General features: G+C 41.7%; 14 protein-coding genes. All 14 read left to right on the forward strand.

Annotated elements, in window-relative coordinates:
• The first annotated feature begins 44 nt into the window (after positions 1 to 44).
• The 14 genes from RF007C_RS07975 (at position 45) to RF007C_RS08040 (ending at position 13,099) form a co-directional block, all read left to right on the forward strand.
• Positions 45 to 749 (forward strand): hypothetical protein, encoded by a 705-nt coding sequence (locus RF007C_RS07975; protein ID WP_037299003.1) that lies wholly within the window; start codon positions 45 to 47, stop codon positions 747 to 749.
• A gap of 214 nt (positions 750 to 963) precedes the next feature.
• The gene (locus RF007C_RS07980) at positions 964 to 1,899 is read left to right on the forward strand and encodes an AAA family ATPase (RefSeq protein ID WP_019678564.1); all 936 of its coding nucleotides are present in this window, start codon (positions 964 to 966) and stop codon (positions 1,897 to 1,899) included.
• Positions 1,900 to 1,982: 83 nt separating this feature from the next.
• The gene (locus RF007C_RS07985; protein ID WP_161634883.1) at positions 1,983 to 3,071 is read left to right on the forward strand and encodes a DUF58 domain-containing protein; all 1,089 of its coding nucleotides are present in this window, start codon (positions 1,983 to 1,985) and stop codon (positions 3,069 to 3,071) included.
• A 3-nt stretch (positions 3,072 to 3,074) separates the two neighbouring features.
• A complete protein-coding gene (locus RF007C_RS07990) occupies positions 3,075 to 5,378 on the forward strand; it encodes a transglutaminase domain-containing protein (RefSeq protein ID WP_037299006.1) in 2,304 nt (767 codons plus the stop codon).
• A 15-nt stretch (positions 5,379 to 5,393) separates the two neighbouring features.
• Positions 5,394 to 6,629 (forward strand): dockerin type I repeat-containing protein, encoded by a 1,236-nt coding sequence (locus tag RF007C_RS07995; protein ID WP_037299008.1) that lies wholly within the window; start codon positions 5,394 to 5,396, stop codon positions 6,627 to 6,629.
• A gap of 15 nt (positions 6,630 to 6,644) precedes the next feature.
• Positions 6,645 to 7,610, forward strand: coding sequence for a 50S ribosomal protein L11 methyltransferase (gene prmA, locus RF007C_RS08000; RefSeq protein ID WP_037299009.1), 966 nt, complete (start codon positions 6,645 to 6,647; stop codon positions 7,608 to 7,610).
• A 47-nt stretch (positions 7,611 to 7,657) separates the two neighbouring features.
• Complete coding sequence (locus RF007C_RS08005) at positions 7,658 to 8,860, forward strand: DUF6348 family protein (RefSeq protein WP_019678569.1); 1,203 nt, start codon at positions 7,658 to 7,660, stop codon at positions 8,858 to 8,860.
• Between the two features lie 252 nt (positions 8,861 to 9,112).
• Positions 9,113 to 9,424, forward strand: a complete 312-nt coding sequence (gene rplU, locus RF007C_RS08010) for a 50S ribosomal protein L21 (RefSeq protein ID WP_019678570.1) — start codon at positions 9,113 to 9,115, stop codon at positions 9,422 to 9,424.
• 2 nt (positions 9,425 to 9,426) lie between these two features.
• Entirely contained in the window at positions 9,427 to 9,738 is a 312-nt protein-coding gene (locus RF007C_RS08015) for a ribosomal-processing cysteine protease Prp (RefSeq protein WP_037299011.1), read from the forward strand.
• A gap of 2 nt (positions 9,739 to 9,740) precedes the next feature.
• Positions 9,741 to 10,025 carry a 50S ribosomal protein L27 gene (gene rpmA / locus RF007C_RS08020; protein ID WP_019678572.1) on the forward strand — a complete coding sequence of 95 codons (285 nt, stop codon included), beginning with the start codon at positions 9,741 to 9,743 and terminating at the stop codon, positions 10,023 to 10,025.
• 67 nt (positions 10,026 to 10,092) lie between these two features.
• Complete coding sequence (gene obgE, locus RF007C_RS08025; RefSeq protein ID WP_037299013.1) at positions 10,093 to 11,370, forward strand: GTPase ObgE; 1,278 nt, start codon at positions 10,093 to 10,095, stop codon at positions 11,368 to 11,370.
• A gap of 1 nt (position 11,371) precedes the next feature.
• On the forward strand, positions 11,372 to 11,794 hold the full coding sequence (locus RF007C_RS08030; RefSeq protein WP_019678574.1) for a Mini-ribonuclease 3: 423 nt from the start codon (positions 11,372 to 11,374) through the stop codon (positions 11,792 to 11,794).
• A gap of 4 nt (positions 11,795 to 11,798) precedes the next feature.
• Positions 11,799 to 12,533, forward strand: coding sequence for a YebC/PmpR family DNA-binding transcriptional regulator (locus tag RF007C_RS08035; protein WP_019678575.1), 735 nt, complete (start codon positions 11,799 to 11,801; stop codon positions 12,531 to 12,533).
• 65 nt (positions 12,534 to 12,598) lie between these two features.
• Positions 12,599 to 13,099, forward strand: a complete 501-nt coding sequence (locus tag RF007C_RS08040) for a GNAT family N-acetyltransferase (RefSeq protein WP_037299015.1) — start codon at positions 12,599 to 12,601, stop codon at positions 13,097 to 13,099.
• The last annotated feature ends 203 nt before the right edge of the window (positions 13,100 to 13,302 follow it).

The following is a 13,302-nucleotide window of genomic DNA, read 5'->3' on the forward strand; positions in this document are numbered from 1 at the left end:
GGCAGAGCGTTCTGCCGCTGTTTTTGATATAGGGAGAAAAAATAATGGCATTAACTTCAAATCCTAAAAGAGCTGTGTTATTGATAGCGCTTATGGCTCCTCTTGTTATACTTTTATGCGGGTGTATGGGAAAACACGATGCGGTTCAAGGGGATGAGCGCTATAGTGTAAATACAGATGATCTTAACTGCTGCGTTGAGAACAGGGGAATAGACGGGTATGCAGGTCGCGTTTTGTCATTTTACAGAACAGAGGAAGTTAAAACATATATAAGACCGGGACGGTATCATTATGAGATATCGTATCTGTATTATTATATATTAGATAATGCAGGCTCTGATGATATCGAAAAAATGAGGAATGACAGAAGCTATGTCCCCGAAAACTACCGTGTCTACTCTTTTTATACCGGCGATGAGAATAAAAAGAGAGAGCTTGACGAGCTTTGTGCTCAGTGGAAAGCCTATATGAACGGCAGTTCGGATACAATTCCCGGTACATTTTATATAAACGGACGTGTTTCTTCTAAATCATTTAACGAATATGATATCGGTGAATTTAAAAAAGCTGCAATAAAATCTGGATTTGCTGAGGATCAGATCGCCCCGCTGCTGATATTTGATGATCCTGTCAGTACAGATATGGACTCCGCGTCATACCGGCTCTTTTTAATTGCAGCCGCCGCCTCTCTTCTGGTCGTATGGATATTCCTGATAAAGATACGCCGGAACAAAAAGGGGAAATATTGATATTATCTTTTGCTGATACTGCGGCAAAAATCAGCGGCAACTGCTGCCGAAAACAATTAATTGGACAAATTTTCCACATTATAATGCCTGTGTTATTGTGAGATGTTACAATAATACAGTTTTTTTTTCGTATGGTTTTCCCTTGAAGTAATTTGGAAAATATGTTATAATAGATTTAATTGGATAATCTAATCAGAGATTTGGGGTAAAAATTATGAATTCAAACATCAGCAAGCTTGCCGATTCTGTTGGAAAGGTAATTGTTGGAAAAAATGATACGATAATCAGGCTGATAGCTTCACTGCTTTGTGAGGGCCATGTTTTGCTTGAGGACGTTCCCGGAGTAGGAAAAACGCAGCTGATAACTGCACTTTCCCGTTCTATCGGTGGAAAGTTCAATCGTATTCAGCTTACACCTGATATAATGCCTTCGGATATTGCCGGTTTTACTATGCTTGATTCTTCAAAGGGAGAATTTGTTTACCGTGATGGTGCGGTAATGTGTAATTTTCTCCTTGCGGATGAAATAAATCGTGCCTCGCCAAAGGTACAGTCTGCTCTTCTTGAAGCTATGGAAGAAAGACAGGTCAGTCTTGACGGTGTTACACATAAGCTCCCGAGGCCGTTCCTTGTTATGGCTACGCAGAATCCTGTGGAGACTTATGGAACATTCCATCTTCCCGAGGCTCAGATGGATAGATTCTTTATGAAACTTTCAATGGGTTATCCTTCCGTTGAGGAAGAGGTTTCTATTCTTGAAAGAACCGAAAATTATAACCCTATCAATAATATTACCGAACCTGTCATGCACGTTGAGGATATTGCAGTTATGCAGGAAGCTGTAAAGCGCATCAGAGTTACAGATGATGTAAAGTCTTATATTGTAAAGCTGGTATCTTCCACACGTCAGGACAGAAATACTATTCTTGGTATCAGTCCGCGCGGAAGTATTGCACTTTTTAAAGCGGCCAAGGCTTTTGCGTTCATTTATGACAGAGAGTATGTTACTCCTGATGACGTAAAGAATACAGCTGTTTCTGTACTTGCGCACAGGATAATTCTCTCTCCTCAGGGCAAAACTGCATTTGGTACAGGCGAGGCTTATATCTCGAATTTACTCAGGACCTGCCAGGTCCCCGCTATGAGCTGATGTTCAAGCATATTAAAAGCATAATAAGCGTTCTGGCTGTTGCGTTTCTTGTTTATATATTTACATTTTATATAGATGGAGAAATGGGCATTATTCTACTTGCTTTTGTTGCATTTGCACCTCTTGTTTCACTTTTCTTCACCCTTTATGCAAAAAAAAGGATAAAAGTCACATTTGGCTGTGACGCTTATGTACAGAAGGGCAGCAAGCTTGCGGTAAATGTAACTGTCAGCAAAACAGGCGTATTTCCTCTTGCTATTGTTGAGATCGTGCCGTATGCATCTGAAATTTTCAGACAGAATATAAAAAAGCGTAAGCTTACTATGCTGAATGAACGAAAGAGATCATTTACCGTTGATCTTGATGCTGTAACCGGAGGGAACGGAGAGGTAGGTATAAACGCAGTTTATTCCTGCGGATTTCTTGGATTTTTAAAATTTAATGTTAAAACTTCTCTGCCTCAGCCAGTTTCTGTGGGAGTAATTCCTGAAATACCCGATATTAAGGCTTCATCGCAGCTTTTCAGATCGATAGCAGATATTGTTATGACAAGTGATGACGATGAGGAAAACGATACAGCAATGATGTTTTCTGCGAATACTTTCCCGGGATATGAGCATCGTGAATATGAGCTCGGAGATCCTATGAAGAGGATAAACTGGAAGCTTTCGTCAAAAAAATCAAAGCTTATGGTACGCCTTGATGAAGCAGCTGCTGCGGTACAGCCTATGATCGTGCTCGATCTTTTCCGCAGAATCGGTGTACCTCCTGTAAATGCTGTGATCGGTGAGGAGCGGCTTATACGGTCGGTTTTTGGCTTACTGAAGCTCCTTATTGAACAGGGGATTGCTTGTAATTTTGTGTACCGTACAAATTCCGGCGAGTGTATATGCGAAAGTGTTGACAACCCTGATTATCCGGATCAGCTTTTGTTAAAAGTTCTTGCTGTTAAGGTTGAAGCCGGCCGCAGAGTTGCGCTCTCTTCTATCGGAGGCTCGCCATGTTCCTGCGTTATCGGTACTACTGATGCGGGTATCGGTTTTGACGCTGTTACGGCAGGACTTGAAAATCCGGATAATTCATGTATTATCGGATTATCGCCCGCTACACCAAACCAGAGTCCGCTTCCTCTCTGGTATCTTGATGAGGAGAATAATTTTAAACTGGTATAAATAATGGAAAAAACCAAAACAAATAATTTCAGACTGAGATCATTTCTGCTCAGGACTATGATAGATCCTGTATTATGGTATACGGTTCTTGTTATGACCGCGCTCATGTTTCATTACCGCGATCATGAAAAGGTCGATAATCATGGTTATATCCTGGCATTAGGATGCGGAGCTGCTACTTTTGTCATAGGATGGTTACTGTTCAGGATTTTTGATTTTATGCAGAAGCGGCATTTGCTTGGATTTCTTCTGTATAGTGCGGTGGGCGTGTGCTTTGCGTATTCTTTCAGAACAGCCATAAACTGGGGACAAGAAGATTACCCGATCACCTGGGGACTATGGTTCCTTACGCCTCAGGACTCAGTGGATTATAATTTTATGTTCACTATGGCGTTCTATATCTTGTTTACTGTTTTTATGTGTTCTGTAATATATTACTTTACGCGTGTAAGATACAGGATATTTATGAATTTTCTTATCTTTATCATTCCTTTTGCTATATACGGCAAGGAATATGAGAAAATGCCTACACTGTTCATTATTCTTCTTGCTGTGGGATATATACTTCTCATGGTATATTACCGGCAGCTTAAGGATAACGAGGATACGCTTTTTGTAAGCAGAAGGAGATCGTGGAAAACGATTGCAGTGTATGCTGTTATTTTTGCATCTGCTGCAGCACTTTTCCCAAAGCCTGCGATAGAAGCTGACAGAACTACACTTGAAACGCTTATAAATGCCGATATACTCACTGATAAGCTGAATAATATGCTTAATGTTTTCCGTGACACTTCCGACGGACAGCGTTTTCGCGGCAACATAAGGACAGTAAATATTTACGAGGCTTCTTCCGCTGATGATCTTCATCTGAAAATGGGAACATATTCTACTTATTATTTTGATAATGATAGCTGGAAGCCTGATGATATTGACCTGTATTACAGGCAGAAAACAACTGATAATAATATTGCAATCGGTTCTCCAATGGGACTGGCAGATGCTTTTCTTGAGGCGGCTTCACTTGACAGTGAATATGCTGAAAAATATGGACTTACAAAATATCTGAAGGACGGACTCGATGTTCCTGAACAGCGTACGGTTTCGATATATACTGTCTTGGGCTCGTCAGGACTTTCAAATGCTTATGATATGGCTCCTGTACCTCAGAATGCAGTAAGAATGTCAGCTTGTTCTAAACGCGGAACCATAGCAACACTTTCAGGCGGAACGGTATCTTCTGTTGGCTCGAATTTTGACAATTCCGAGCGTTTCAGATTTGAGTACAGTGCGGATACCTTCTTCAACAGTGCAAAGAACAGGGAGTTTGTGAATAATCTTGCAAAATATGATTATGAACAGCTTCTTACTGATACGGAAGAGGTTTTTGAAAGTTCAAAGACAGATGAAGAACTTGACAGTGATGATGCTTATGGGTATTTCAGAAATGATTACCTTTACTATGATAAGTATTGCGATTTGCTCCTTGAATACGGTGATAATAAACGTATAAAGGAACTGGCTGATCAGCTTACGGATGGTATTGATAACGATTTTGAAAAAGCCCGTTTGCTTGAAAGATATTTTTATAATAATAACTATGTTTATAATCTCGGCTATAAAAAGAAGAAAGGCGAGAATGCAGAGGATTTCATTTTCGAAACAAAGACAGGAGTGTGCTATGAGTACGCTACCGCAATGGTTCTTCTTGCGCGTGCAGCGGGTATACCTGCAAGATACTGTGCAGGCTACAATATGAACCAGAGAGCAAACGGAATAATCAATGACAATACTAATTATATTGTTACAACAAAGGACGCTCACGGTTATCCCCAGCTTTATATAAAGGGCTACGGATGGATGGATTTTGAGCCGACTATTACAGACGCAAACATTCGTAAAGGCTCCAAGACTGCTACAGATATGCTTTCAAGAGCAGGACTTATCATACTTATAGGAGGACTTATTGTTCTTCTCTTTGTACTGGTATATCCCTGGCTCTCACATAAGATATTTATATTCATGTCAGGCAGACGTTCACCGGAAGCCGTCATTAAAGCTGCAATTCAAAGGATATGCAGGATTTATGATATTGAAAATGTCAATACCTCGTCGGAAGCTGCTTCGATAGTTCGCAGTACATCAGGAGCGGATATATCCGATGCGGTTGAAGTTTTTGACAGAGCATTCTATGGTGAGGAGAAGTTGGGAGAGAGTGATAGAGAAACTGCTGTCAGAGCATACATATGTGCTTATAATGCATACAAAGAAACTAAAAAAGGAAGGGGCATAACAAACCGGATAACCTAAGAACGGAGGTTAATTATGCGAACGGTAAAAGAAAAAGGAATAAGATGTATTCTGCTGACATTCCTTATGTTTTTGGGAATGTTCGCAGGAGTGTACAGGCCTGCACAGGCGGCTCATGCGGCTGAGGACTTCCGCTTATGGCGTCAGCTTGACAGCCGATGGGGAAGTACTGCTATCGGCGGTTCTACACTTCGCAGCTCAGGCTGCTATGTAACCTCCATTGCTATGGTCGCTGTTGCATCAGGTGCAAGAGATACTGAAACATTTAATCCCGGCGTCTTTGCAAAACAGCTCAATGATATCGGTGCTTTTAATGGCTCGGGCGGTTTAAGCTCATGGGCTTCCGTCAATAAAGTTGTCAAGGAGATAAGCATAGATTCTGCCAATTTAAACTTTAAATCTACGGATGAAAAGGGAAAGGCTGCAGAAATAAAGGCGCAGCTTGATAAGGGCGAATATGTTATCTGCAATGTTGGAGGACACTGGGTCTATATAGACGGAGTTATAGGCGATGATGTATATATGGCTGATCCTGCCAAGGATGAGATTCTTATGTTCAAGGCCTACAAAAATGCCAATATTAAAGTTTATCAGCTTCTGAAAGGAAAGAATCCATACAGCGGATTTACTCCGCTTTACACCGTTGATCCTGATGGAAAGGCTGTTCCTTCTTCCACTACAACATCAATTGCAATAACTACAACAACTGTTTCCTCGGTCAAAACCACAACTACTACCACGACTAAATCAACTACATCTAAGATGAGCACAACATCTGCTGCCGTTACTACATCTAAGGCAGTCACTTCCCAGCATACTTCGGTCACTTCTGATGTATATGAAAAGGGCGAATATTATTGTCCTGACGGCAAGAAAGTGAAGGTTTTCACCGACGATAAAGAGAAAAAGAGTATTATTGCTGTTCTTGAAGAAGGTAATGTTATCAATGTCACGGGAATAACCGAAGGCTTCGGCGAAGTAAAGGTCGGCGGCAAGAAAGGCTTGGTAGAACTGAAAGAACTTTTATATGCCGGAAACAGCAGAAAGCTTACAGTGGGTGACATCAATGATGACGGCGTATCAGACAGCTATGATCTGGCGCTTATCAATGAATATATCATCGGACGTTCGAAGCTTCCCGATGGCATCTCTCTATTGACAACCACCGAGATAGCTGCTGCTGATCTCAGCGGTGACGGTGCAGTGGACGAAACCGATGTAATATTATATCTCATGCGTATATGCAGTTAAGGAGTAAAATAATAAATGGAATGGACAGAAGTCAATATTTATACGACGACACAAGGAATCGAGCTTTTATGCTCTAAGCTTACCGATATAGGCATAAAAGGTTTTTCAATAAAGGATTCCGAAGACTTCAAGGAGTTCCTTGAAAATAAAAACGGTCAGTGGGACTATATAGACGATGATCTCATGGGACTTTCGGAGTGCGAAACATGCATCACGGTTTATATTCCGTCAAATGGCCAGGGAGCAGAAATGCTTCTGGCAATAAAGTCTATGCTTGCGGAAATGAAAAATGCTGATACCGAAAATATTTACGGACGTCTTGAGGCTGAAATGACAAGCATTCGTGAAGAAGACTGGGCAAACAACTGGAAACAGTACTTCAAGCCCTTCAAAGTTGGCGAAAAGCTTGTTATAAAGCCTTCATGGGAGGAGTATGACAATAGTGACGGCAGAATTATACTTGAAATTGATCCTGCGTCAAGCTTTGGTACCGGTAAGCATCATACCACAAGACTTTGTCTTGAAGTGCTTGAAAAATACCTTAAAAAAGGTGATAAACTGCTTGATATGGGATGCGGAAGCGGTATTCTTTCCATCGGAGCTATGCTTCTCGGTGCCGGAAGTGCCATTGCCGTCGATATTGAGGAGAATGCAGCCGTAACAGCGCGTGAGAATGCGGTAAAAAACAATATCCCGACCGATCTGTACAGGACGTATTTCGGTAATATCCTTACAGATGAAAAGCTTGCCGATGAGATCGATGATAGGTATGATATGATCATGGCTAATATCGTTGCCGATGTTCTTATTTCTATGAAGGAATGTTTCCTTCGCTACCTGAAAAAAGGCGGAGTACTCATTGTTTCAGGTATTATTGAGGAACGTATGGATGAAGTCATTGATGCCTTAAAGTCTGTCGGCTTTAAGGATCCCGAGCCGGAAGTTCGTGAGGGCTGGGCTGCGGTCAAATTAACAGTTTAATATTATGCAGAGCATATATTGATAACATTTATTAAGGAGAATAGAAAATGGGACTTTTTAAGAAGAAGAACAATAATCAGCAGGAAGAGGCAGCTGTAACAGCAGCAGATCCAAGAGAAGGTATAAAGAAGCTTGTGCTTGATGCACTTAATGCCAAGCTTAACGGTACTCTCTATGATGACTGTGTTATCATGCCCAAAGGCTTTACTATCGATGTTCAGATAGGCAGAATGGAGGAAAGCGAAGGCCTTAAGATACTCCAGACAATTTTCATAGTAAAGCATGACGATTTTGACGAGCCTCTTATCGAACCTGTTGATTCACAGGGCAAATCAGATGAGGAAGCTGCTAATATGGCTGTGGAGATATTCCACGGCGGCGTATGGCATCCCCTTGATCAGTCAATGACCAAGAAGAATCCTCAGCATATTTCTGTTGATTATCTCAGACAGCATTATGATTTTGATATGTACTGCCAGTCTGTTGTAAGAATCGGAGTAAAGGACAAGCAGCCTACTATGCTCATTAACTTTATCAGAAATGAGATCCCGAAGTATCTGGGATCTAAGAAGTACTACTGGCTCAGGATATATCTTGCAAAGTTCAAGGAGAGACAGATCATAGAGGTTCGTCTCAACGGCTCTGTTCTTGTACAGCTACCCGAATACTTCAAGGAGTATGTAGAGAAAGAAATGGATGCTGAAGAGACATTTGTATCAGAGAAGCAGTACGCTATATTCGTACAGCGCGAAGATGATCAGTGTCCTTTCAAAAAAGAGCTTGTTATGAATGCTGCAAGAGAGACTATTACTTCTATGGTCAATATCAGATCTCACGAGGATTATGTTGCAATGGCTAACAGGATTGAAGAGCTTACAGAAGGCAACAAAGATATTGCTGCCGAGATCAGGGTATTCGTTCCCGAGATTTTTGCAAAGCTCACTCTTGGATACCGCGAGGGAGACAGCCTTTTCCTTCTCGAGGGTGATGGTGATGAGCAGCAGAGCATCGAGTTCAAGAAGACACAGCTTCGTACTTATTTTTATCTTCAGCAGGCTGTTCTTGAATATCTCGGCACAAGACCTTCGCAGGAGGATGTGTCTCGTATTGTTACCAACAGTGTAGCGTTTAGAGAACTGAGAAAAGCTATTGAAGGTGCAAAGGAGAACGGAAAGGATCTCAAGCCGGAGGAGCTTTATGTTCCCGGTACATCATATAAGATAGGCCACGAGGGATACAGAGTCTGGTAAAAGGCTTTAAATCTCACATATGACTACAAGCCATAGTTTTACTGTTTTCCAGGAATGCTATGGCTTTGTATTATTTTTGGGATAGCATTTTATAATACGTATCCAAGGAAAGTTTTTTCGGAATATTGCAAAAAAATGCTTGACAAAGCCTTATGATTGTGATAAAATATTATTGCCGCTTGTAAACAGGCTCTTAAAGCTGTATCTCAGCGCCTGTAACAGCGAGTTTATTGAAAAGGCAGGTGCCACAATATGTACGCAGTTATTGAAACCGGCGGAAAGCAGTATCAGGTAAACGAGGGAGATGTTATCTTCATCGAGAAGCTTGCAGCAGAGGCTGATGAGACAGTTACTTTTGATAAGGTAGTTGCTCTCGGAGCAGACGATGGACTTAAAATCGGTACACCTTATGTTGATGGTGCAGCAGTAAGCGCTAAGGTTCTGAAGAACGGCAAGGCTAAGAAGATCACTGTTTTCACTTACAAGCCCAAGAAGGGTGAGAAGAAGAAGCAGGGACACAGACAGCCTTACACTCAGGTAAAGATCGAAGCTATCAAGGCTTGATCATGATCCGCGCAGAATTTTATGAAAAGAAGGGAAATCTGACAGGATTCAAATTCAGCGGTCATTCGGGTTATGCTGAAGCAGGTGAAGATGTTGCCTGTGCGGCTGTTTCTTCAGCAGTTCAGCTTGCAGTTAACATTCTTGAAGAATTGGGCTGTGAGTCTGAAGTCAGCATAGGTGATAATATCATCGAATGTATATGTAAGAACGATGGAGATATTTCCAATCGTTTGCTGTATGTGCTTAAACAGCATTTAGAGGCTATACTGGAAGAGTTCCCAAACACGATCAAAATCATTATTTCGGAGGTGTAAGTATGTTAAAGATCAGTATGCAGTTCTTCGCTCATAAGAAGGGTGTTGGTTCTACTAAGAACGGCCGTGACTCTGAGGCTAAGAGACTTGGCGTAAAGAGAGCAGACGGTCAGTTCGTTAAGGCAGGCAACATTCTCGTTCGTCAGAGAGGTACACATATCCATCCCGGCAACGGTGTTGGTATCGGTTCAGATGATACATTATTCGCAACAGTAAGCGGTAAGGTTAAGTTTGAGCGTTACGGCCGTGACCGTAAGAAGGTTTCTGTTTACGAGATTGAGCAGTAACAGCCATAACGTGACAATAAATCCCGAGCATTAGCTTGGGATTTTTCTTTAGAAACGGAGGTCGGAAATGTTCGTTGATCAGGCGAGGATAAAGATCAAAGCAGGTGACGGCGGCGATGGTGCGGTGTCCTTTCACCGTGAGAAGTATGTAGCGGCAGGAGGCCCCGACGGCGGCGACGGCGGACGCGGCGGAGATGTCGTTTTTCAGGTCGATGATAATTTCTCGACCTTGATAGATTTCAGATATAAAAGAAAATATGTGGCAGAGCGCGGTGAGAACGGCAGCGGTAGAAACTGTACGGGAAAAAGCGCACAGCCGCTTGTAATAAAGGTTCCGAGAGGTACTGTAATTCGTGACGCGAAAAGCGGAAGAATAATGGCAGATATGTCAACAGATGAACCCAAAGTTCTAGCAAGGGGCGGACAGGGCGGAAAGGGCAATGTTCACTTTGCAACCTCTACCCGTCAGATACCTAAGTTTGCAAAGCCCGGCTATCCCGGTGAGGAGTTTGAGGTAACACTGGAACTGAAGCTTCTTGCCGATGTAGGACTTGTGGGATACCCTAATGTTGGTAAATCAACACTTATCTCTGTTGTAAGCGCCGCAAAGCCAAAGATAGCAAATTACCATTTTACAACTCTTACTCCTGTTCTCGGTGTTGTAAGAGTCGATGAAGAAAAATCATTTGTAATGGCAGATATCCCCGGACTTATAGAGGGCGCCGGCGACGGTGTCGGACTCGGGCATGAGTTCCTCAGACACGTTGAAAGATGTCGTCTCATAGTTCATGTGGTCGATGTTTCGGGCATCGAGGGACGAGATCCCTGTGATGATTTTGACGTTATAAATGCTGAGCTTGCTAAGTTCAATGCCGAGCTTGCGGAGAGACCTCAGATCGTTGCTGCCAATAAATGTGATATGGCTTCTGAGGAACAAATCGAAAAATTCCGTGAATTTATCGAGGAAAAGAATATACCATTTTTCTGTATATCAGCAGCTACCACGCAGGGAACTTCAGAACTGATAAATAAGGTTTCCGAAGTTCTTGATACCCTGCCTCCCATAAAGGAATTTGAAGCTGAACCTATTCCACAGGAAGAGCTTAATGAAATGCTTGGTGTGGACAAGAAGTTTGAGATAACCGTTGAAGATGATGTGTATTACGTCGATGCTCCATGGATACAGCCTATAATGCGTACTGTTGATCCTGATGATTATTCATCGCTTCAGTATTTTCAGAGAGTACTTATTAACAGCGGAATTATTGCAAAGCTTGAAGAAATGGGTATACAGGAGGGCGATACCGTAAGCCTTGAAGGCTTTGAGTTCGACTTTGTAAACTGATATGAACAGAGAGATATTGACTGAGCGTGAAGCTAATTCATACAGTCCGCTGACTCTGGCTTTTCTTGGAGACAGCGTTTATGATACACTTGTAAGAGAATTTCTTCTCCGGAAAGCTAATATGCCTGTTGCAAAGCTTCATTCTGCAAAGATTAAGCTTGTATGTGCTGAGTTCCAGTCAAAGGCTTATGATATAGTGTCGGAAAAGCTTTCAGAGCATGAAACTGCAATACTTAAAAGGGGAAGGAATGCTACGGGAAATACCGTTCCAAAGCATGCCGATGCAGCTGAATACCGAAGAGCGACAGCGCTTGAGTGCCTTTTTGGGTATCTTTTCCTTACAGGTAAAAACGAACGCGTCAGAGAACTGTTTGAAGTTATTATAAATTCAAATATAATTGAAAATGAACAGATAGGAGTGTAAAACTATGTCAGGTCATTCAAAATGGAATAATATCAAGCGTAAAAAAGAGGCGACCGATGCTGCAAAGGGTAAGATCTTTACAAAGATCGGCCGTGAGATCACAGTTGTAGTTAAGGAAGGCGGTCCCGATCCTAACAACAATGCGAAACTTCGTGATCTTATCGCTAAGGCAAAGGCTAATAATGTTCCTAACGATAATATTGACCGTATTATCAAGAAGGCAGCAGGAGACGGTGATAAGAACAATTACGAGAACATAACATACGAGGGATATGGTCCTAATGGTGTTGCTGTTATCGTAGAGTGCCTTACTGACAACCGTAACAGAACAGCAGGTGAGGTACGTCACTATTTCGATAAGTTTGGCGGTAATCTCGGTACTATCGGCTGCGTATCTTTCATGTTCACAAACAAGGGTATCGTTATCCTTGAGAACACAGGTCTTGACGAGGATAAGGTCATGGAGGATGTATTTGAATTCGGTGGAGAGGACTTTGATATCAACGAGGAGACTGTTGAGATCGAGTGTGCTCCTGAGAGTGTTCACGCTCTCCGTGAAGGCCTTACAGGCAAGGGATATAATGTTATCTCTGCTGAGACTGAAATGATCCCGTCTACATATACAACACTTACAGATGAGGAGCATATCAAGAAGATGAATCTTCTTCTTGAACATCTTGAGGAAAACGACGACGTACAGAATGTATATCATAACTGGGAGATGCCGGAAGAAGAATAATAACGACAGAAAATGAAGAATAGAGATATTATCTTTATTCTTCATTTTTTATAAGGAGAAGTTTTATGTCTGTAACCATAAGGATAGTGAGCAATGATACCGAGCTTAAAGAAATTGCTGAGCTGGCATCTGAAATATGGCATGAATGCTTTGTTGATATAATAAGTGAAGGTCAGATCGATTATATGGTCGGGATGTTTCAATCATATAATGCGATGACCAGGCAGATCATTAATGAAGATTACAGCTATTATGCAGTTCGTGAAAATGATGAGCTGTGTGGATATATTGGAGTAAAGCCCGAAAAGGATAAACGCTTGTTTCTGAGTAAACTCTACTTGAGAAAGGATAAGAGAGGAAAAGGGATTGCATCCCTGATGCTGAAAAATGTATTTGACACAGCCAGGGAATACGGAAATACAGAAGTATATCTTACAGTAAATAAACATAACGATCATGCAATAGCTGTTTATAAAAAGATAGGATTTAAAGTGATAGAAGAGACTGTGAAAGATATTGGCTGCGGCTATGTTATGGATGATTACATTATGAGCTTTGCTTTATAAGATTATTGACTGCTAACATGAATCAGTTGACTTCCGTATCAATATAATGTATAATAACCATTGTTGTGTGAGGCGGAGCTTAACCGCAAGTTATGCGGAAAGCAGACGTATCGATTTTATCGGTACGAGTTCGCCTTGGATAATGAGGTCTGCATACGGATTTTTGCTGTATGCTGACATCGTTCGGGTACTTTTGTATCCGA

Source organism: Ruminococcus flavefaciens 007c (assembly GCF_000571935.1).
In the GTDB taxonomy this organism is placed as follows: Bacteria; Bacillota; Clostridia; order Oscillospirales; family Ruminococcaceae; genus Ruminococcus; species Ruminococcus flavefaciens_F.